Source organism: Beggiatoa alba B18LD, from assembly GCF_000245015.1.
Classification (GTDB): domain Bacteria; phylum Pseudomonadota; class Gammaproteobacteria; order Beggiatoales; family Beggiatoaceae; genus Beggiatoa; species Beggiatoa alba.
The window spans coordinates 1,935,068-1,956,533 of sequence record NZ_JH600070.1 but is presented as its reverse complement, the minus strand read 5'-3'; the positions used below and the strand labels follow the sequence as shown (position 1 = coordinate 1,956,533).

The window sequence follows — 21,466 nt, the reverse complement described above, 5'->3', positions numbered from 1 at the left end:
ACCCATGGCCAGATATAGAATCTTGCCACGCTAAAGTGGTTTATGACATTACAGGACAGGTGCAATTATTAGTGCCTTTTGTCGATATTCCTGAAGCGAATGTGATTTATCAAGCATTATTAACACAAAGTAGCGATGACACATTTACCTTAGTACACCTGAAAGAAGTTCGTTTAAATCGTTTAGAGCCTTTAACAGGCGCATATTTTGGCGCAAATATTGACTGGACAAATGCAAGCGTACAAGGCACGAATGACAGTTTCGGCTTAAACCTCAATGCGTTTGTTCGTTTTGAAACCTTTCCCATTTCTGATGAAGATGGTCAATGGTTAGACCAAAGTATTGAACAAATTAAAAATACGGGTACAGGCGCAATGATGATTCTGACGTTAGAACCTCATGCAGGCTTATCCGTTGTTACGGCAGAGGAAGCAGAAAAACTCGCGCAACGGCTTAAAGGCTATAACGATATGGGTGTGCCTGTCTTAGTGCGGTTTGCACATGAAATGAATGGTTCTTGGTATTCATGGTCGCAACAACCTCTTGAATATATTCGTGCTTTCCGTGCTATCGCGGAAGCAATACATCGTGTGACGACAAACTCAGCTATGCTGTGGGCCCCAAATAACGGTGGTGGTTATCCATTTACAGGGGGCGTTTATGAAGCAAAACCAACTGCAAGCGATTTTCATCTATTAGATACCAATGGTAATGGTGTATTAGATAAAGCCGATGATTCTTACGCACCTTATTATCCAGGGGATGACGCGGTAGATTGGGTGGGCATGAGTTTATACCACTGGGGAAGTGCTTATCCATGGGGTGAAAATGAAATTCCTGAGCATGGCAAATTTATCGCTCAATTAACAGGAAGATATGTAGGCTACTCAGGTGATGAGAGTATTGTTCCTGATTTTTATGGTATTTATGCTGAAGGAAAGAATAAACCGTTAGCAATTCCTGAAACAGCCGCGTTATTTGTGCCTGATGGGCAAGGCGCAGACGAAGAGCAATTGATTAAACAACTATGGTGGCGACAAGTCTTTGACCCAACTTATCGAGAACTGTATCCCAAAATTAAGCTGATTAGTTGGTTTGATTGGAGTAAAACAGAAAGTGAAATCGGTAATCGTCTGGTGAATTGGCGGATTGGTCATGATGGTTACTTAACTTATATGTTTACAGAAGATTTATTCCGCTCAGGTGTTGGGATTTTTATCCGTAAATAACACAATTGTGTACCTTACTGATGTTTAACGCATTAGTATGAGTCAAAGGATACTATTGATATTGATAGTATCCTTTTTTTATGAGCTGTGTTTATCGTTTGTGAATTGGGAGTAAGCATTCATGACATTTTCTTTATGGCATATTGCCGAGTCAGATAAAGTCGCACGTCCTGTGGGAGAAATAGGAAATAAACAAGTTGTTTTTGACAGTCTGGCATTGGCTCAGGATTTTATTCAATTATTACCTGAGGCAACAATGAAGGGCGTGATTGTTATTATTGATGATGATAAAGAAGAAATCGTCCATGCTGAGGATTGGCAAACGTTGTGCGCATGGATGAAATCGGAGGGTAATAAATAACCTAAGTTCTGCGAGATTCTTTTAAAAAGACAACAGTTTGTCTGAATCAGAATTTTCAGGATTAAAAGATTGTCTGAATCAGAATTTTCAGAATTAAAAAGACAAGAAAATTAAAAGAACCTAAGTTCGGCGAGTTTTATAAAATAAAACAGAGACCTGCTAGGTTTTCAAAACCTAGCAGGTCTGTTGGAACACGCGAAAAGGGTTGACGGACTGGCAGAGATTATTCTCTTTTTTTTCATCAAGATTCACCAGAAAAGATTACAACATTGTCTGAATCAGGATTTTCAGAATTAACAGAATTAGCAGAATTTAAAACCCTTAAACCAAAAAGTAAGATGAATCATGCTTTTTAATTCTGCTAATTCTGAAAATTTTGTGAATTCTGATTCAGACAAATCGTTGTTTTTTTAACAGAAACTCGCTAGAACTCAGGTAAAGAATAAAAATTATGTTTTTAATTCTGCTAATTCTGAAAATTCTGTGAATTCTGATTCAGACAAAAAAAGACCTGCTAGGTTTTTAAAACCTAGCAGGTCTCTGTTTTACTTTAAAAATATATTACAACTCATGCAATTAGCGTTTAATAACTCGTAAAGGATAATCAGGCCATTGTTGTTTTAATTTTTGATAGATTCGTTTCACTTGTTCTTGGTCAGTGTAACGCATACCTAAGCCCTTTTCGCGCCAGCCTCCCCCTGCATCATCCGACCATTCTTTGGGGTGGTCTTTATTAAAAATGAGACAGATAACATAAGCCTCTGTGGTCGGTTTTGTCGCTTTTGGTTCAGCTTTGGGCGTTGCAGGTGTCACTTTTTTGGCGACTTTGGCAACGGGAGCTACCGCCGATTGGATGGCAGGTGCTTTATTATTCATTGCAGGTGGTTGTGACGGTTTTACGGGGCTAGCGTGTTTAACCGTTTCTGTCTTATTTTTTGGAGGTGGCGTGGCTGTTCGCGCTGGGGCAGACTGCGCAATTTTTTTCTCCATATCTGCAAGTAATAGGCTTGCTTTTAGTTGATTTAACTCAGCAAGATATTGTTCATCTTCATCCAACTCTTCTGTTGGTTGCTGTGGTTCGTTTTCGTGTAACAACTCTTTTTTTAATTTGTGAATTTCCTCAAAATAGCGTCTTTCGTTATAGTCTTTAACTTCATATTCTGTCTCGATTTTATGTAGTTTAGCCTCTAGTCGACTGATTTCGTCCATATCACGTAGTGTCGCGTAATCAAAATCTTCTTTTTCGATTTGATAAGAGTCTATCCTGCTTAATACAGATTCGAAATCATGTACGATGCGTTTAAAATCGCGTAGTTTTTTTAAATCGCCTTCTTGACGCAATTGCTCTACTTCTAGCCCTTTTAAACGATTGCGTAGTTGTTCCGTAATTTTTATCGCCACTCTTGTTGCTCTCCAAGACAGTACTTTATGTTTATCCTTCCTGTGTGACGCGCAATAATTCTTCTACAGTGGTATTGCCTGCTAAAACTTCTTGCGTGCCATTGTGCAACATGTTGTGATGTTGTTGATGCGCATAGTTTTCTAAGGCATGTTGTCCTGTTTGGTCGTGAATCATGGTGCGTAAGGTACTGTCGATATCAATTAATTCATAAATGCCTGTTCGTCCTTTGTAGCCGATATGATTGCAGTGTTTGCAACCTTGGGCTTGGTACAACATGAAATCCCTTGTGTGATGTTGTAGGGTGTGTTGTTCTAGTTCTGTTGCTGGGGTTAAGGTTTTGCAGTGGGGGCAGAGTAAACGGACAAGGCGTTGTGACATCACTGATAAAAGACTGGATGACAGTAAAAAGGGTTCTATACCCATATCCCGTAGCCGTGTCACTGCACCAATGGCGGTATTAGTATGTAAGGTCGATAATACTAAGTGCCCTGTTAAGCTGGCTTGTACGGCAATTTGTGCCGTTTCTGCATCACGAATTTCCCCTACCATAACAACATCAGGGTCTTGCCGTAAGATTGCGCGTAAACCTCGCGCAAATGTCATATTCACTTTACTATTTACTTGTGTTTGTCCAATACCATCTAGGTAGTATTCAATTGGGTCTTCAACCGTCATGATATTACGGCTATGGTCGTTAAGATGGTTAAGCATGGCGTACAAGCTGGTGGTTTTGCCTGAGCCTGTTGGGCCTGTGACTAAAATAATGCCATGTGGTTTCATCAATTGGGTTTGTAAGCGTTCTAACATGGTAGAAGGCATCCCAATATCTTGTAAATTAAGTCGTCCTGCCTGTTTATCTAAAAGTCGTAAAACGACTCGTTCGCCGTGTCCGCTTGGAATTGTTGAGACCCGCACGTCAACTGCTCGTCCTGCAATCCGTAGGGAAATCCGTCCATCTTGTGGTAAGCGTTTTTCAGCAATATCCAGTTTTGCCATTACTTTTATACGCGAGACTAACAGCGGGGCTAATACACGTCGGGGTTGTAGGACTTCGCGCAATACGCCATCAATTCGAAAACGCACGACTAAACGGCTTTCAAAAGGTTCGATATGAATATCGGAGGCGTTTTCTTTAATTGCTTCTGATAACAGGGCATTAATTAAGCGGATGATGGGGGCATCATCACTGCTTTCTAATAAATCTTCAGGTTCTGAAGAGAGTTGTTGGGCAACTTGGAATAAATCTAGTTCGTCGCCGATACCTTCCATCATTTGCATGGATTGATTCGCCTGTTGCTCATAATGGCGAGTGAGCAAAATATCAAATTGTTCATTGGATATTGCTTCTAGTTGCAAAGGGCGTGCTAGAAAACGGCGAATCTCGTTTAAAGTCTGTAAATTTAAGTCGGCACGGTAATATAAATGGGCTGACTCATCTGTGAGTTGTTTGAGGATAACACCGTGTCGCTTTGCAAATGCAAAAGGTAACGTAACAGACATGTTCATAAATGATGGTAATAAATTGATGTGAGATAACAAAATTAAGTTATTAAACTTGAATTCAGTGAGTAAAGTTTTAAAACTTAGTCGCTTATGATGGAAAACTTAGGCTAATTATTTCATTGTATTATAAAAATGCGGGTGAAATAATAAATTAAAAAATAAATCCTTTTTTGCAATGAGATGCCCATTGATACTATAGATGTAAAGTGATTTCTCGCTAGGGACTCTAATATAAAATAATAGAATATTCTTGATATTTGTGGGTTAATGTGAATCCATGCAATTGAATATTATGTATTTTCCACGACTGATTGCTGTTAATCCGCCTGCTGTCGGTGGCGATGAATAACAAAGTTGCCTACTTATTTGCTATGATGTTTAAAGTATTCACTTTGCACATGCTATGCATTTACAATGAAAGATAACAACTCTGCTCCTGCACAAACACCGTGGTTGACTCTCCAACAGCAATACTGGGATATGTGGCTAAACCTCACTCGGCAGTTGTTGCAGGCGAAAGCTGATACAGCTTCTACAGATGAACCCGACAGTTTACAAAATATCGCCCCTTGGCTTGCAAACATTGAGTTGTGGTGGCAAGCCCTTTCCCCAATAATTCCTAGCGAAAATCAAACCATCCTTCGTAAGTTTATCGATCAAGGTAAAAATTATTTTCAGTTTAATCAAGAATTTTTTGAAATTTTTCAATCTTTTAAACACGATGGTGATGATACAGAAGAGAGTATTTTGCACATTGAAACCGCTTTGCAGACATTGCGCGATAATCTTCTGAAATATTTGCAGGAACAAAAAAACGTACCGGGTTTTTGGAATCTTCCATTAGATAATTGGGGGCGTACATTTTCTGCTTTATCGCAATTTCCAAGCGATTTTTTACAAAACGTGAAAACAGGGTTAAAACCTGAGCAATTAGCGCAACAGGAAAAATTAGAGCACCTTTTATCAATGCCTGCCGTTGGTTATACCCGTGAATGGCAAACACAAATTCAAAAAGGCTTGCAATTATTATTAAACTATCAAGCGGCACAGCAGGATTATAATCATCAGTTTCAATTGATTATTATTCATACAGTAGCGTTATTGCGCGATAGGTTACTTCAACATGTACAGCAAAAAACGGCAATTAATAGCTTACGGGTGTTATATGATGAATGGGTTGAATGTGGCGAATTAGCCTATGCGGATATTGTCAAAACGGATGAGTATAGCGAAGTGAATGCCCGTTTATTAAATAGCTTGATGACGTGGAAACAGCATGAGCAGCGCATGATTGATGAAATCTTAGGCACGTTAAATATGCCTACACGAAGAGGCTTAAATACGTTACATAAACGTATGCAGGAAATGCGGCGAGAAATTAAAAAAACGCAGACTGAAACGAGTGAACCTAGCAAAGAAGTCTTGTCGTATGAAGATTTAAAAGATGAAATCAAAGTTTTGCGGGCAGAAGTGGAGTTAATTAAACGTACAGAGAAAATCGAAAAGAAAAATATTGCACCACGTCAACCCCCTAAGCCTACGGATAAGCCATCGTAACAGGGTATAGGCTGCTTTAATCATTTTTTATGATGTACTTATCCGACTTGTGTTTATTGGCATATATCCCCACCGTAATTAATAATCAGCAATTCTAAGTTGAGAAATATGGTAGTGCTAAACATGTCAGGTTTTAAACGCGCTAATCCTGATTCAGACAGATTAATGAGTAAAACTTGACTGGTTTAGCACTACCTAATTTGTTAAGTCTGTTCTCTGATAGAACTTAATGAGTTAATTATCAGGCGGTGCATCATGTCAACATCTATCACTAAAACCTTAGAACGTTTGGAAAAATCAGCACGCTACGCAATTGGCGTTCCCTGCGTCGCGTTGGTGGACAATCATCGAATAGAAGTTATTTCTAGTTTACGGGGTGGTTTTGTCACCTTGACGTATAAGCAGAATTATCAAGTGGTGAGTCGTAATGATATTCTGTTGTTAAGCGTTTAAAATCAGTATTTTTATTTTTTATTAAATAGTTACTTCACTTTGTATCACTTCTTTCAATGGGCAAGGCTTGTTATGATGAATTGCTTTCGCCATATACAACAACAGGCCTCCCAATTTCTCAACGCTCTGCCATTCATCAACCAACCATGTGGACGATAGCAACTCGAGAACTACGCGCCCTTTTTTATTCCCCGCTTGCATGGATTATTTTAGGCGTAGTGCAATTAATCCTTGCTTTTCTATTTGCGAAACAAGTTGAACTGTTTTTAAGTCCGAGTGTACAAGCACAAATTAATCACACGCCCAATGCACTTGGATTAACAGATATTGTGGTGGGTTATCTTTATGTTTGGGCGGGTATGTTGTTTTTACTGATTACCCCATTATTAACCATGCGTTTAATCAGTGAAGAACGTCGCAACAAAACCTTAGCCTTGTTACTCTCTGCGCCTGTCTCAAGTGCTGATATTATTTTAGGAAAATATTGCGGATTATTACTCTTTTATCTCTTGCTGATGAGTTTGCCCGCCTTGATGTCTTTAAGTCTTTTACTCGGTGGGCATTTAGACCTTGGACAATTAAGCCTTTGTGTGTTAGGGCTTGGCTTGCTTGTGGCGGCAATGAGTGCGATTGGTTTATACCTATCCACATTAACCCAACATCCCATTATTGCTGCGGTGGGGACATTTGGATGTTTACTATTTTTATGGATTATCGATGTTTTAAGTGATGCGCCAAACAGTGTTTTAGCCTATTTATCATTCGCAAATCATTATCAGCCCTTATTGCAAGGGATATTAAATACACAAGATATTATTTATTACCTGATTATGATTGGCTTATTTCTTTTGCTGAGTATTTGGCGATTGGACAATGAACGTGTGCAATAAAAGTTGATATTCATAGGGTTCAGCCGTTTACATGCCTGTCATCAAAAAAGCCAAGATGTTAAACTATAAGAAATTTTCCATTCATTTCTACTGTGTATTTTAATGGTTTAAAACAGTAAAGCGTTTGGCATAGTGCATATTGAGTGCATAAGGAACTTTTTATGTCGGAAACTCCAACCATACAAAAGAAAACGTTTGTAGAAAACTTAATGACCGTATTGAGTCATTTACGATTTTATAAAACACCGTTTTTTTTAACCTACCGCCCGCACAGCTTTGTTTTAAAGGGTAAAGATACACGAGAGGTTATGCGTTTAATCAAAGCGGGCGATATTCTATTACGAACACATAATGACTATTTAGATAATCGTATCCGACAAAAAACTTTTACTAATGCAGGCTTTTATTTAGGTGAAGTGACTGACAATCATTTGCGCCAACTTGCCAAGGTTGAGAGACCTGAGCAGTATGCGACGGGCGAACAAATTGTAATACACGCGCAAGCGGATGGTGTGGTATTAGAAGATTTAATCCAATTCTGTCGTTGTGACGCGCTGGCTATTTTACGCTTTCCGTCACAAATCGTTTTACAACAGGGCATGAGCGCACCTGAATTGTTGTTGCAATATTTTGATGCCGAATTAAATAGTGCAACTAAAAATCCTTATTTGCCTGTGATTCGTGCAGAAAAAGATATTGTTACGCGCTTAACTCGTGGGGAAAAATTGCCGTATGAGACGCTATTTAAAATTTTTTATCGAGTTGCTTTAAGTCAATTATCCACGCCAAATACGTTTGATTTCGGTTTTGACCATTTTCATAACTTTAAAGCAACAGAACTGATTTATTTTATTATGAAAAGCATTTGCTGGAATTACGGCATTGAACCGCAGATGCAGAAAGTTTTATTTCAACAACGACGTGTCATCGAACCTGATGCGTTTACGGCGACAGAATTAGAAGAAGTTTGGAAAAAAGTGGGATAACACATGACAGATTCAAGCAATGATATGCTGATTAAAATACGGGGCTTGTGCTTTTCACGAGGGCAACGGGTCATTTTTGACAATATTGATATGGACATCCCACGTGGTAAAGTCACCGCCATTATGGGCCCAAGTGGTACGGGAAAAACGACGTTATTGAGTTTAATCGGACGACAATTGCGCCCACAAGCAGGGTCGTTAATCGTTGATGGAATGGATGTTAATAAAGTATCGTTGCATGACCTGTATCAATTGCGGAAAAAAATCGGCATGTTGTTTCAAAGTGGCGCGTTATTAACCGATTTAACCGTTTTTGAAAACGTTGCCTTTCCTTTACGTGAGCATACGCAGTTGCCTGAATCCTTAATTCACCACTTAGTTTTGATGAAATTGCACGCAGTCGGATTGCGAAATGCACGGCATTTAATGCCCAGTCAATTATCGGGCGGCATGGCGCGACGGGTTGCGCTGGCGCGGGCGTTGGTGTTAGACCCAATGATGATTATGTATGATGAACCTTTTACAGGACAAGACCCTATTTCTATGGGGGTTTTAGTACGTTTAATCAGTTCGATTAATAAATCATTGGGGGTGACAAGTTTGATTGTGTCGCATGATATTCATGAAACCGCCAGTATTGCCGATAAAATTTATATTATTTCTAATGGAAAAGTCGTCGGTGAAGGGCATCCTGATGAATTAAAACAGTCAGAATCGGCATGGGTTAGACAATTTATGAATGCAGAACCTGATGGCCCTGTCCCTTTTCATTATCAAGGGGTGGATTATCAAACGGATTTATTAGGCGCGGAGCAGGGATAAGTCATGCTAGACCATTTACAAGCTATCGGTCATCAAACACTTGCCATTTTTGAACGGCTTGGGCGTAGCGTCATTTTTATGCTGAATTTGTTATCGGGCGTACCGAGTTTATTCATGCGCCCCCGTTTAGTGATTGCTCAATTATATTCTGTTGGGGTGTTATCACTCAGTTTAATTTTAGTATCAGGCTTATTCGTTGGTATGGTGTTGGGTCTGCAAGGCTATAATATTTTAGTAAATTTTAATGCAACAGAAATGTTGGGCGTGATGGTTTCTTTATCTTTGTTGCGTGAATTAGGGCCCGTCTTAACCGCTATTTTATTCGCAGGGCGTGCAGGCTCTGCATTAACCGCAGAAATTGGTTTGATGAAAGCAACAGAACAGCTTGCGGCAATGGAAATGATGGCAGTGAATCCCTATCACCGTGTGATTGCCCCGCGATTTATTGCGGGTTTATTCGCCATGCCTTTGCTCGCTGCCATGTTCAGCATGGTTGGGATTTTTGGCGGGCATTTAGTCGTTGTTAATTTATTAGGTGTTGATGCAGGTTCTTATTGGTCACAAATGCAAAGCACCGTTGAATTTTATGATGATATTTTTAACGGCTTACTGAAAAGTTTCGTATTTGGGATTGCGGTAACGTGGATAGCGGTATTTGAAGGCTATGATTGTATTCCAACTTCTGAAGGCATTAGTCGCGCAACCACACGCACCGTAGTCTATTCTGCATTAGCAACCTTAGCATTAGATTTCATGTTAACCGCTTTAATGTTCAACGATATTTAAAATTCATGCCGAAGAAACCGCTGATTAATCCTTGCCCCTGTGGTTCTGAACGCCCCTTGCAACAGTGCTGTTTGCTCTATATGCAGGGGGAAGTTTTTCCCCCCACCGCAGAAGCCTTAATGCGTTCTCGCTATACGGCATATGTCTTGGGAAATACAGATTATTTACGCGCTACTTGGCATCCTGAAACGTGTCCCACGACGTTAAATTTAACCGAAGCTCATCGTTGGACACGTTTACAAATCGTTAAGACACAAGCAGGCAGTGCAACAGAGACACAAGGTGTTGTCCATTTTAAAGCCTATTACAAATTGCCGACTGGACGGGGCGGTCGCTTAGAAGAAATCAGTCATTTTGTTCGAATTGGTCAACAATGGTTTTATGTCGATGGTCAATTATGTGAATAATTGGCGTGATAATTGCCCATCCTTACAAATAAACAATTTCTACCCTATTCCTTGTGAATGCGTAACAGCTATCATTATTTCTAGGAAAAACTCCTTTATACTAAGCAACAAGAACTAGGATCAACCGCCCCACGCTCGCACCGCATACCGATACATCGGGGTTATACGGTCAACAACCGCCGTAGAGGATTAGATTGCATGGCAGTGAACAACCCTCGTCACTCTCGCTTTTTCTGGCGTTCATCCGCAATGTTTGGCATTCTCGACAATGAATGTCAATTTAAAGAAGTGAACTCTGCTTGGGAAAAAACCCTAGGGTTATCAACTGGGCAATTGTTAGCAAAGACTTTTTTTGCTTTCGTGCATCAGGAAGATCAGCCTTCTACCAAATACTATTTTGAGCAGTTAGAAAAAGGCATGGCATCTGTGTCATTTGCCTGTCGCTTCCGCCATCACGACGGCTCTTATCGCCAGATTCTATGGGAAATTAACGGTGCCGCTTCGCAAGAATATGCTTATCACGCTGTAGGGATGGATATTACAGGACGTGAACAGCCGATGATTGCGGATGAAATCCTTAGTGTGCTGCAAGAAGGCGTGGTCTTACAGTATGCAAATGGCACGATTGGCGCGTGCAACCCCAGTGCTGAACGAATTATCGGTTTACCTGCTGAACAAATGATGGGCTGGACACTGATAGACCCTGATTGGCGTGCTATTCATGAAGATGGCTCTCCTTTTCCAACAGAAACCCATCCCGCTATTTGTACACTCCGCACGGGTCAGGCTTACTCTGATGTTGTGATGGGGGTTGTTAAATCGGATGAAAGTATTTTTTGGTTACGCGTTAATTCTTACCCGCTGTGGCGTGATGATGTCACCACCCCCTATGCGGTGGTTATCTCTTTCTCAGACATTACCCATTATAAAGAAAATGAATTAGCCATTCGGAAGGAAATTCAAAAACGGAATAGTTCCCCCGAAGCGGCAAGCGATCATAACTATGAATTATGGGATTGGAACTTAGATACAAACGAAGTGCACTTTTCCAGCCGTTGGAAAAAAATGTTGGGCTTTGAAGAAGCTGAATTGCCTAATCATATTGATACATGGCATCAACGCATTCATCCCTCTGACTATAAAAAAGTCATGGCGGATATTCAAAATCATTTAGAAGGTGTAACCCCTGCTTGTGAAAATACCCACCGTTTACAACATAAAGACGGAAGCTATCGCTGGATTTTAAGCCGTGCCGTTGCCGTACGGGATGCTAACGGTAAACCACAACGTATCGTCGGTACGCATATCGATGTTACTGAAACTCGGCGTGTTGAAGAGGAATTACAGGAAACTGAGAAAAAATATCGGCAGTTATTAGAAGTCGAAAATAATGCCGTCTTTTTAATTGATGCGGACAGCACCGAAATTTTAGAAATCAATAAAGCCTCTGTCCAAATGTATGGATATGGGCGCAATGATTTATTAAAAATGAAGACGTTGGATTTATCCGCGCAACCTGAAAAAACAGCAAAATCTATTAAAAAAGGGCTGAAATATACCTCTCAGCAGTATCATAAAAAAGAAGATGGGACGGTTTTCCCCGTAGAAGTCACTGCAAATCCATTTATTTGGCGGGGTCGTCAAGTCTTAATGATTATCGTCCATGATATTACCGAGCGACAAAAAATTGAGACTGCGTTATGGGAAAGTGAATCCAAATATCGTCAACTGTTTGAAGCCTCTTCTAATCCGACGATTGTGTTTGATGCAAACACACAACAGATTTTTGATGTCAATCATGCCGCTGTCGATTTATATGGGTTTAGTAAAGAAGACTGGTTGCGTTTAAAAACGGAAGATGTTTCGGCTGAATCCATGAAACAACGTTCAGCATTTGGCGGTGGCATAACGAAAAAAGTACAAACGATTCCACTGCGTTGGCATCGGAAAAAAGACGGTACAGTCTTTCCCGTAGAAATCTCCACAGGCAACACTTACCTATTTCAAGGGCGTTCCTTAATTTGTGCAACCGTGCGCGATATTACCGAACGTAAAGCAGCAGAAGAAGCCTTGCGTAAAGAACGCGACTTTATCAATACCCTTGTTCAAGCCTCACCTGCTTTCTTCTTTGCCCTTGAACCTGACGGCAAAATTCGTTTAATGAATAAGGCAATGCTGAATGCCTTAGGCTATAGCTTGGAAGAAGTCACTGGTAAAGAATATTTAAGTTTTGTTCCTGAAAATGAACGCGGAATTGTTGCAACGGAGTTTGATACCCTGCGTAAATCGATGCAACCGTCTTTATTAGAAAGTCACGTATTGAGTAAAACAGGCGTGCCTTTATTAGTAGAATGGCATAGCCGTGCGATTGTTAAAGCAAATGGCGCGCTCGATTATATTTTTGGGGTTGGTATCGATGTCACAGAGCGGAAAAAAGCACAAGGACATTTACGCTTATTTAAATCCATTATTGAATCATCTGCCGAAGCAATTTTTGTCAGTAATCCTGAAGGACAAGTCGTTTATGTCAATCCTGCTCATGAACGCTTAGTCGGTTACACAACAAAAGATTCACGGCAAATGAATTACCGCACCTATTATTCTGATTCCTCACTGATGATTTGGGAAAGAGATGTACATCCTGCATTAGAAGAAGGGGGAAGTTGGGAGGGTGAATTAGAAGTTCATACGCAAGACGGGCTAATTTTCCCCGTTTGGGAACGGGTGGATGCAGTACGCGATACAGCGGGTAATATTCTGTTTAGCTTTGGTTTATTACACGATATCAGTGAGCAACAACGCACACGAGATACCTTATATAAACAAGCAGAAGAAAATCATGTGATTTTAAACACAATTCCCGCATTTATCTGGTATCGAGATAAAGAAAATCAGTTAATTCGCCAAAACTTACTGGCAGATACAACCTTTGGTTTAGACAATCCGTTAGTCATGCAGTTAACCGATGGTAAAGATGTTTTACGTAACGGGTTAGCGCAATTAGGTATTTTACAGACTTATCCGACTAAAACAGGTGAAGCAATCCGCTTAAAAATTGACAAATTGCCATATCATGACAGCTTAGGGCGTGTCAGTGGGGTGATTATTTATGCAACGCCGTTGCAAGATAATTTAACGACCACATTGCCAATTAATAAAGTTCCTGATGATAGCGTGTATGAAGCCCTACATAACTTGCCATTTATGCTCATGGCATTTGATAAAGCGGGCGTTTTATTAGTCTGGAATACTGAAAGCGAAGTGATTACAGGCTATAGCAGCGAGGAAATGTTAGGCGACCCCGCTGCCTTGAAGCAGTTATATCCAAGTATCGACCAACTAGATGATATTCTTTTAAACCCCAGCAACAAATCTCCATTCCAGTGGGAAAGTTTACTGACGGCAAAAGATGGGCAATTAAAAACCGTGGTTTGGTATAACTTAGCGCGTTATTTCTCACTGCCTAAATGGTCTGCATGGTATTTAGGATATGAAGTGCCTTTAGAGCCTCAAGCATTGGATACTTCATATGATGATGAAGTGATGTTAGCCGCTGTTTTCGATGCTAGTAAGGTCGGGCTATGCTTAACAGATGATCGTGGTCGCTTTTTACGTGTTAATCGTACTTATGCAGAATTATATGGTTATCGCCAAGAAGAATTATTAGGGCAACCATTTACTTTGGTTTTACCTTCCAATACGCATAGTGAAGCAGTGCGTGAGTATTACAGTTTATTGATGACGAATGAACAAGCCATCATGCATAAACAACGCAGTGAACAGCATCGCACAGGGAATATTTTTGAAACTGATGTGATGGCAAGCCGTGTTGTGTTAAATGATAAACGGCGGTTATTATTGAGTATTGTGAATAAATTAGCGAGTTTTGAAAAACTCTCTTAATTTTGTGTAATTTGATGCAGTTTATAACAAAGAAAGGCAGGTTAAATACCTGCCTTTCTTTTTTAGTAGTGCTAACCTGAGTTCGGCGAGTTTTATAAAATAAAACAGAGACCTGCTAGGTTTTCAAAACCTAGCAGGTCTGTCGGAACACGCGAAAAGGGTTGAAGGACTGGCGGAGATTACTCTCTTGTTTTTCATCGGAATTCACCAGACTAGATTAAAACATTGTCTGAATCAGGATTTTCAAGAATTAACGGAATTTAAAACCCTAAAACCAAACATTTAAGGTGAATAACGCTTCTTAATTCTGCTAATTCTGAAAATTCTGTGAATTCTGATTCAGACAAGCTGTTGTCTTTTTTTTTAAACTCGCCAAACTCAGGTTATGTTTGAATTTTTTTATTAAAAACAGTCATATATCGCACTTTGTATTATTGCCATAACGTTGCACTTTTTTGTGTAACACACGCCCGCGCCCCGTCTATATCACCGCACAATAACGGGATTTTTGCTTGACTTTCCAACTGTTGTGCATAGTTTGGATGCAGAACGTAAATACTATCGTCGGCAATTTGTCCTTGCTGAATCTGTTGCAAGGTCTGTTCGCAAATTGTTTGCACCTGCACAATATTCACTCGTGCCGCCCGTCCGCTATTAAACGTTAGTCCATACTTAGCCGCTAAATACGCATAAGGGGTAGCTTCTCCAACCGACATCCCGCAAATATTCGGCGACCCCATCATCACGAGATGATGATAATGCGGAGCTGCTTTTTCCCATAATGGATTTTTTAATGGATTGTCCCATACAAACGCTTTACTATCTTGTTGATGGGCTATATTGGCGTAATGTAAAGGAGATAAATCAATCGCTTGTAATATAAGTATGAGGAGCAAACCAAAGATTGCCGATTTTTCCTGAAATCTATGGATATATAAGACTAAAGCACTAAAAAGAATAAAATAGTTGACCGTCCAAAAGAAACGCCCCGACGATTGAAAAACATTTAACAGCGAAAAATATTGACTGTTCCAATCCCATAACACTTTATCCGCAAATGTCCCTTTATTGCTTAATGCAAGCAGGGTAAAACCGACGCAGAGTAATAAGAGTGGTAGGTAAAATAAGACCGTTTTCTTTTGGGGTGGATAACGAAAAAGCGCGTAAATTGCCCAAACACTCAGGAAAATACCGCCCAGTCCAAAATAATTAATCCCTTCATATTGTCCCCCTGTGGCTTTAGGAATTGTAGGGAAGCTCAAGGCAAATCCCATGGAATCTAAAGGGGCTAGCAAATTCATGGAGTAGTAGCCCAAACTGGTTTGAGTCGCAACGCTTTGTGTACTTGGAATTAAAAATAATCCAATTTGCCACCATGCAACAAAAACTAAAGCAATGATTAAGCAAAAATAAAAAATACCTTGCTTTAATGACTGTTGTCGCTCTATGCCCATAATGCGCCCATAAAAAGCGACCACTAATCCGCAAACCATCGCTGTTAGATAAGGGTGAATCATTGCACTGAGTAGGGCAAGCAATCCCCAACGCCAAAACCAAGCACGGGCAGAGTAATGTTGTGCGGGAAAACTATATAAATATAATCCAGCTAGCAGTAACCATTGGGAACATAAAGTAATATGTCCAATTCGGGTTAATAAAATCGGACTGAGCACAAATAAACTCGCGCCTAAGGTTTGTAACACTAAGCTATCTGTAATACGACGCAGTAATAATGCGCCAAAAATACCTTGTAACATAAAACATAAGCATAACCACAAGCCTAAATATTGAAACTCATACGGTAGCCATGGGTTAAATAATTTAAAAAATAATGCCATTAATGGCACTGTATCCGCGTAGCCAATCGATGAACCCACAGGATAGAAATAAGTCGCAATTTTACCGAGTGGAAATTGCCATGCTTCAGCGCGAAAAAATTGCCACGCAAGAAAATTAAATTGCCAATCTTGATTAGGTTGCAATATCCAACCAATTTGACGAGGGTCTAAATAAGACAAGCCTAAGGTATGAAAAAATAGAATAAGCCCCGTTAATCCTCCCGTCATAATTCCTAACAGAGAATAACGCGACTGTGGGGCGAAAATACCTATTAATCCACATAAAAGAGTAAATAAAAAATAGGTAATATAATGACTTAAGTTGTGGTAAAGTGTTGGGTTGGTACTATTAGGAATATACGTAAGCCATAACAAACCCAGCAGATAAATGCCTAAAAGTCCCCAATGAAAACGTGAAATTGTGTGCATGAGTGAAATAGTGAAAAGTTTCCCCTCTAAAAATAGGGCTGTAACGAATCAGGATGAATAAACGCTTAAGGTAAAACACCACTTGCACCTGCATTGATTATTTTTAATAAACTTTCTTGACTATTCTGCAGTTGCAATTGCATGGTTTCATCCAATCTTGCTGTGCTGTGTGCAAACAAATTTAAATTAAACGTTGCAAGCCATAACTGATTATTTGCATCTTCGTACAACATAATGCGGTATGGCATCAACATCGCGTAATCTGGTGCACGACTGACTAGTGCTAAACTGTTTTGCAAATCCGCCAATTCAAAAATTTCTAAAAAACGCGCTTCTTTACCAGAAAGTTCACTAAAACTCTTTGATAATGCATGTCGAGCAACTAAATTCATCCGATTTTGTGGGGCAGCCGTTTGAATCGATTTAATCACATCCTGAATTTTTACGCCTTGCTCTATTGGCGTTTTTACCATCATGGCATCTAACATATCAGACACTAAGAGACGCTCGATAAATTGCCCAAAGAACGTCATAAATTGTGTGTCGAATTTTTCAGTTGCCTGTTGTCCTTGGGTATAAAAAAACAAACCCGCACCAACAACTAAAACACCTATTAATGCGAATAAGTCCCGCAATAATGTTGCTACCCAACGAATGGGACGCATCAATTGCCATTGCTTACTCGGTGTGGGGAGTTGAGGATAAATAATTTTTTCTTGCATCATATTTCAAGGAACAATGGTGGCAAATAAAATTGTCATTTTAATAATCAACAGATTACTGTTGTCATTTATGGAGGTATTGTTAATGCAACGACGACTTTTACAAATTTATTGTTTTATCTGGTTAAGCTTGACTTACACGTTGAGCTATGCAGTAGAAGAAGACAGACAACCGCAAATTTTCGGCACTCATGCTGCGGGATGTATTAAAAACGCAGGCAGATTACCCCCAGAAGGGGAAGGCTATCAACTGATACGCTTAAGCCGACAACGCTATTATGCCCATCCTAGCCTAATTTATTTCCTACAAAGTACGGCAAAACAGTTTTTTAGACAAACCCAACGGCATTTATTAATTGGAGATATTGGACAAGAAGGCGGTGGCGCAATGTCGGGACATGGTAGCCATCAAATTGGTTTAGATGTCGATATTCTTTTTTTACAACCGCAAAAACCTCGCTTATGGAGCGTGGCAGAACGGGAGAAATTCGCCCCAATTTCCCTTTTAAATACCGCACAAACAACATTAGATAAACACCGCTGGCAACCTGTTCATGAATTCATGGTCGAACTGGCTGCAATGCACCCACAAGTCGAGCGTATCTTTGTCAATCCACTGATAAAAAAGCATTTTTGTGAACGCTATCCCAATGTAGCATGGCAAACTAAAATCCGCCCGTGGTGGGGACATGATGGTCATTTTCATGTGCGCTTACGCTGTCCGACAGATAGCCCTCAGTGTTATGTCGCTAGCCCTTTGCCTGCAAATGATGGTTGTGGAAAAGAGCTTGACTGGTGGTTTAGCGCGGAAGCGACTCGGAAAGCAGAACAAAAATATGATAAATCTAAACCCAGTAAACCAAAAGTAATGCCTACGGAATGTAGCCTACCGTAAAAACAAACCGTATTCAGATATAATAAGACGATTTTCACCTTGTGCGATAGTTGCGCATTTAACCCTTTCTATTCATCCTTCTACGTTATTATTCCCATTTATGTATGTTCATCATTGAAGTTGTTATTTTACTCTTATTAGCAATTGTCATTTTATTGGCAATTTTTGGTAAACACCTCTCTATACCCTACCCTATCTTATTGGTTATTGGTGGATTAATACTGGGTTTTATACCAGAGTTACCAAAATTAGAACTTGACCCACAACTGATTTTTCTCTGCTTTTTACCGCCTTTACTCTATTCAGCCGCATTATTTACATCATGGCGTGATTTTAAAGCGGATATGAGCCATATCAGCTCCTTAGCCATTGGTTTAGTATTTGCCACAACATTTGGCGTTGCCCTCGTTGCCCATTGGGTGATTCCCGAATTAACGTGGACAGCCGCATTAGTGCTTGGGGCGATTGTTTCCCCCCCTGATGCCGTTGCAGCGACCAGTATCACCCAACGTTTAAACGTACACCCGCGTTTAGTGGCAATTTTAGAAGGTGAGAGCTTAATCAATGATGCCAGTGGTTTGATTGCCTACCGCTTTGCTGTTGCGGCAGTTGTTACGGGGAGCTTCTCCTTTTGGGCTGCGAGCTTACAATTTATCACTGTTGCCGCTGGGGGTGTTTTATTGGGGTTAGCGTTCGGTTGGATACTCGCGTATATTCAAAAACGCTTAAACGACCCGCCTGTACAAATCACCTTATCGTTACTCACCCCCTTTATGGTCTATCTTTTTGCGGAAGAGTTACACCTATCGGGCGTATTAGCAACGGTTGCAACAGGGATGTACATCGGCAGACATAACCCTGAAACCTTAGAACCGACAACCCGTTTAGAATTAGCAGCCGTCTGGCAAGTGGTTGTCTTTGTGTTAAATGGATTTGTATTTATTATTATTGGTTTACAACTACCATTTATTTTAGAAAATATCCTCAGTGAAAAACCTTTAATGACATTAATGTGGCAAGCAAGCCTTGTCAGCATTGCCGTTATCGTTATTCGCTTACTGTGGGTATTTCCCTCCGCTTACTTTCCACAACTCTTGGGCTATCTCATCCCCCGTTTGCGAAAAAACCATGCAGAACAGCCACCATGGCAAGCGGTATTAATGGTTGGCTGGTCAGGAATGCGTGGTATTGTTTCACTGGGAGCAGCCTTAGCAATTCCGCTCTATCTGGCAGATGGGCAAGCATTCCCTGCACGGGATTTAATTATTTTTCTAACCTTCTGCGTCATATTCTCCACCCTTGTTTTACAAGGTTTAACCCTGCCTGCTGTTATTCGCTGGCTCGGTGTTACCGATGATGGGGAATCCACTAAGGAAGAAATACAAGCACGAATTAAAGGCTTACAAGCAGGGATTGAACGCATTGACAATCTAGTTAATGAAGGATTAGCCCATGTTCCTTATGAAAAATTAGCCTATATTCGTTACTGGTATGAAGACCGTGTGAACCGTTATATTGCCCGTTTAGAAAATCGCACGGATGAAAAGCAAGCGGCTTTAGATGCTGCCGTTGCCCTGCTACAAAGCGAAGCCTTAAAAGCAACACGCCAGAAAGTGATTAGCCTACGCAATGAAGGCAAGCTCAGTGATGAAGGATTAAGACGAATTCAACATCAGTTAGACCTTGTCGAATCACATATTCATCATGACATGCTGACCCTAGAACACTCGTTACGCTTGAAAAATCATTAAACGAGAGCAAATAAGGCTCAGTCAACCGCATTAACAGGTTGCAGGTCGTAAAACCATTTATTGCGCTCGTACCTGCAACCATCCATTGAGCGCGACAATTTCACTATCACCTATCCCTATGATAGGCAAAGGTAAAATGATTTAAGATGTCCAGCATCAGTTATGAAATTTTCTTTATTCTTGTCTTAGTTGTTTTAAATGGCATCTTTGCCATGTCAGAAATGGCGATTGTTTCCTCACGTAAATCACGGTTACAACGCCTAATTAATGAAGGCGATAAAAAAGCTATTGTAGCGTTACAATTAGCCAACGAACCTAACCGTTTTTTATCTACGGTACAAATTGGAATTACACTGATTGGGATTTTAGCGGGCGCATTTGGCGGCGCGACAATTTCTGAAAAACTCTCCAACTACATCAAGAACATTGATTTCTTAGCACCTTACAGCGATTTTATCGGATTAGGTATTGTTGTCTTAATTATCACCTACTTATCGCTGATTGTGGGTGAACTTGTTCCTAAACGGATTGCCTTAAACAACCCTGAACGCATTGCCAAAATTGTTGCAATTCCCATGAGTTGGTTATCAATTATTGCAACGCCGTTAGTGTTTCTACTCAGTCTTTCAACCGAAAAAGTATTGAAATTTCTGGGAATGTATCACCAAGAAGAAACCCCTGTAACAGAAGAAGAAATTAAGGATTTAATCGAACAGGGCACACAAGCAGGGATGTTTCATGAAGCGGAACAAGTCATGGTTGACCGTATTTTTCGCTTTGCAGACAGACGCATTACCGAAGTCATGACCCCCCGTGTTAGCCTCGTGAGTTTAAATATTGAAGATGACCTAAGCACCAATCGGGAAAAAATTCTGGAAAAGAGACATTCACAATTCCCTGTTTGTCAAAATAATATCGACAATATCTTAGGTGTGATTCATGTAAAAGATTTATTAAGCTCTCTCTTAACAACACAACAGATTGATTTACAATCAGGATTAATCGAACCTTTATTCTTTTCAGAAAACATGTCGGCATTAAAAGCCTTAGATTTATTTAAACAATCAGGCAAACCCGTCGCTTTCGTGGTGGATGAATACGGCAATATTGAGGGCATGGTCACATTAAACGATATTTTTGCATCCGTTGTCGGCAATATAGAGTTGCAAGAAGAAGACCCTAGCAAAGCAGTACAGCGTGCTGATGGTTCTTGGTTACTTGATGGCATGATGCCGATTGATGAAGTAAAAGACGTGTTACAACTGCAAAAGTTACCTGATGAAGAAAAAAATTACTATCGGACGTTAGCAGGCTTTGTACTCACCCATTTAGGCGATATTCCCCATGTCGCGGATTACTTTGAATGGAATGGCTTACGCTTTGAAATCGTTGATATGGATGGCAAACGCATCGATAAAATATTAGTAACCTTAGTGAGTTAAGCAACGGTTAGCGATATTTATAAAATCAGGTCTTTTTTTGTCTGAATCAGGATTTTCAGGATTTAAACCCCTAAAACGGAAAACTAACGC

17 protein-coding genes are annotated in these 21,466 nt (G+C 40.2%); 13 read left to right on the top strand and 4 right to left on the bottom strand.

The annotated features are described in order from the left end of the window. Positions 1-1,229, top strand: a 1,229-nt coding sequence (locus tag BEGALDRAFT_RS07950) for a glycoside hydrolase family 26 protein (RefSeq protein ID WP_002685493.1), incomplete at its 5' end; no start/stop codon positions are given. A gap of 121 nt (positions 1,230-1,350) precedes the next feature. Beyond that, a complete protein-coding gene (locus BEGALDRAFT_RS07945; RefSeq protein WP_002685492.1) occupies positions 1,351-1,590 on the top strand; it encodes a hypothetical protein in 240 nt (79 codons plus the stop codon). A 576-nt stretch (positions 1,591-2,166) separates the two neighbouring features. On the opposite strand, the gene BEGALDRAFT_RS07940 is transcribed toward BEGALDRAFT_RS07945, so the two are convergent. Continuing rightward, on the bottom strand, positions 2,167-2,991 hold the full coding sequence (locus BEGALDRAFT_RS07940; RefSeq protein ID WP_002685491.1) for a hypothetical protein: 825 nt from the start codon (positions 2,989-2,991) through the stop codon (positions 2,167-2,169). Between the two features lie 31 nt (positions 2,992-3,022). Further along, entirely contained in the window at positions 3,023-4,498 is a 1,476-nt protein-coding gene (gspE, locus tag BEGALDRAFT_RS07935; protein ID WP_002685490.1) for a type II secretion system ATPase GspE, read from the bottom strand. Between the two features lie 411 nt (positions 4,499-4,909). Between gspE and phaE the strand changes: the two genes are divergently transcribed. The 8 genes from phaE (at position 4,910) to BEGALDRAFT_RS07895 (ending at position 14,299) form a co-directional block, all read left to right on the top strand. Further along, complete coding sequence (gene phaE / locus BEGALDRAFT_RS18140; RefSeq protein WP_002685489.1) at positions 4,910-6,052, top strand: class III poly(R)-hydroxyalkanoic acid synthase subunit PhaE; 1,143 nt, start codon at positions 4,910-4,912, stop codon at positions 6,050-6,052. 255 nt (positions 6,053-6,307) lie between these two features. Further along, positions 6,308-6,505 (top strand): hypothetical protein, encoded by a 198-nt coding sequence (locus tag BEGALDRAFT_RS07925; RefSeq protein WP_002685488.1) that lies wholly within the window; start codon positions 6,308-6,310, stop codon positions 6,503-6,505. A gap of 56 nt (positions 6,506-6,561) precedes the next feature. Continuing rightward, positions 6,562-7,395 (top strand): ABC transporter permease subunit, encoded by an 834-nt coding sequence (locus BEGALDRAFT_RS07920; protein ID WP_002685487.1) that lies wholly within the window; start codon positions 6,562-6,564, stop codon positions 7,393-7,395. A 161-nt stretch (positions 7,396-7,556) separates the two neighbouring features. Then, the gene (locus tag BEGALDRAFT_RS07915; protein ID WP_002685480.1) at positions 7,557-8,381 is read left to right on the top strand and encodes a hypothetical protein; all 825 of its coding nucleotides are present in this window, start codon (positions 7,557-7,559) and stop codon (positions 8,379-8,381) included. A 3-nt stretch (positions 8,382-8,384) separates the two neighbouring features. Then, entirely contained in the window at positions 8,385-9,203 is an 819-nt protein-coding gene (locus BEGALDRAFT_RS07910) for an ABC transporter ATP-binding protein (protein WP_002685479.1), read from the top strand. Positions 9,204-9,206: 3 nt separating this feature from the next. Beyond that, positions 9,207-9,989, top strand: a complete 783-nt coding sequence (mlaE, locus tag BEGALDRAFT_RS07905) for a lipid asymmetry maintenance ABC transporter permease subunit MlaE (protein ID WP_002685478.1) — start codon at positions 9,207-9,209, stop codon at positions 9,987-9,989. Between the two features lie 5 nt (positions 9,990-9,994). Next, positions 9,995-10,396, top strand: coding sequence for a YchJ family protein (locus BEGALDRAFT_RS07900; protein WP_002685477.1), 402 nt, complete (start codon positions 9,995-9,997; stop codon positions 10,394-10,396). A gap of 198 nt (positions 10,397-10,594) precedes the next feature. Beyond that, positions 10,595-14,299, top strand: a complete 3,705-nt coding sequence (locus tag BEGALDRAFT_RS07895) for a PAS domain S-box protein (RefSeq protein ID WP_002685476.1) — start codon at positions 10,595-10,597, stop codon at positions 14,297-14,299. A gap of 431 nt (positions 14,300-14,730) precedes the next feature. Here BEGALDRAFT_RS07895 and BEGALDRAFT_RS07890 read toward each other — a convergent pair whose 3' ends face one another. Beyond that, the gene (locus BEGALDRAFT_RS07890; protein WP_002685463.1) at positions 14,731-16,566 is read right to left on the bottom strand and encodes a DUF6311 domain-containing protein; all 1,836 of its coding nucleotides are present in this window, start codon (positions 16,564-16,566) and stop codon (positions 14,731-14,733) included. Positions 16,567-16,631: 65 nt separating this feature from the next. Further along, positions 16,632-17,291 (bottom strand): hypothetical protein, encoded by a 660-nt coding sequence (locus BEGALDRAFT_RS07885; protein ID WP_002685458.1) that lies wholly within the window; start codon positions 17,289-17,291, stop codon positions 16,632-16,634. 82 nt (positions 17,292-17,373) lie between these two features. On the opposite strand from BEGALDRAFT_RS07885, the gene BEGALDRAFT_RS07880 reads away from it, so the two are divergent. The 3 genes from BEGALDRAFT_RS07880 (at position 17,374) to BEGALDRAFT_RS07870 (ending at position 21,376) form a co-directional block, all read left to right on the top strand. Further along, positions 17,374-18,183, top strand: a complete 810-nt coding sequence (locus BEGALDRAFT_RS07880; protein ID WP_002685456.1) for a penicillin-insensitive murein endopeptidase — start codon at positions 17,374-17,376, stop codon at positions 18,181-18,183. Between the two features lie 104 nt (positions 18,184-18,287). Then, a complete protein-coding gene (locus BEGALDRAFT_RS07875) occupies positions 18,288-19,934 on the top strand; it encodes a Na+/H+ antiporter (protein ID WP_002685454.1) in 1,647 nt (548 codons plus the stop codon). Between the two features lie 146 nt (positions 19,935-20,080). Then, a complete protein-coding gene (locus BEGALDRAFT_RS07870; RefSeq protein ID WP_002685453.1) occupies positions 20,081-21,376 on the top strand; it encodes a hemolysin family protein in 1,296 nt (431 codons plus the stop codon). The last annotated feature ends 90 nt before the right edge of the window (positions 21,377-21,466 follow it).

Bases quoted from the DNA above. Each gene is read 5' to 3' on its own strand.
- BEGALDRAFT_RS07885 (WP_002685458.1), bottom strand. From the start codon at position 17,291: ATGATGCAAGAAAAAATTATTTATCCTCAACTCCCCACACCGAGTAAG.
- BEGALDRAFT_RS07890 (WP_002685463.1), bottom strand. From the start codon at position 16,566: ATGCACACAATTTCACGTTTTCATTGGGGACTTTTAGGCATTTATCTG.
- BEGALDRAFT_RS07880 (WP_002685456.1), top strand. From the start codon at position 17,374: ATGCAACGACGACTTTTACAAATTTATTGTTTTATCTGGTTAAGCTTG.
- BEGALDRAFT_RS07915 (WP_002685480.1), top strand. From the start codon at position 7,557: ATGTCGGAAACTCCAACCATACAAAAGAAAACGTTTGTAGAAAACTTA.
- BEGALDRAFT_RS07900 (WP_002685477.1), top strand. From the start codon at position 9,995: ATGCCGAAGAAACCGCTGATTAATCCTTGCCCCTGTGGTTCTGAACGC.
- BEGALDRAFT_RS07875 (WP_002685454.1), top strand. From the start codon at position 18,288: ATGTTCATCATTGAAGTTGTTATTTTACTCTTATTAGCAATTGTCATT.
- BEGALDRAFT_RS07925 (WP_002685488.1), top strand. From the start codon at position 6,308: ATGTCAACATCTATCACTAAAACCTTAGAACGTTTGGAAAAATCAGCA.
- mlaE (WP_002685478.1), top strand. From the start codon at position 9,207: ATGCTAGACCATTTACAAGCTATCGGTCATCAAACACTTGCCATTTTT.
- gspE (WP_002685490.1), bottom strand. From the start codon at position 4,498: ATGAACATGTCTGTTACGTTACCTTTTGCATTTGCAAAGCGACACGGT.
- BEGALDRAFT_RS07910 (WP_002685479.1), top strand. From the start codon at position 8,385: ATGACAGATTCAAGCAATGATATGCTGATTAAAATACGGGGCTTGTGC.
- BEGALDRAFT_RS07920 (WP_002685487.1), top strand. From the start codon at position 6,562: ATGGGCAAGGCTTGTTATGATGAATTGCTTTCGCCATATACAACAACA.
- BEGALDRAFT_RS07870 (WP_002685453.1), top strand. From the start codon at position 20,081: ATGTCCAGCATCAGTTATGAAATTTTCTTTATTCTTGTCTTAGTTGTT.
- phaE (WP_002685489.1), top strand. From the start codon at position 4,910: ATGAAAGATAACAACTCTGCTCCTGCACAAACACCGTGGTTGACTCTC.
- BEGALDRAFT_RS07945 (WP_002685492.1), top strand. From the start codon at position 1,351: ATGACATTTTCTTTATGGCATATTGCCGAGTCAGATAAAGTCGCACGT.
- BEGALDRAFT_RS07895 (WP_002685476.1), top strand. From the start codon at position 10,595: ATGGCAGTGAACAACCCTCGTCACTCTCGCTTTTTCTGGCGTTCATCC.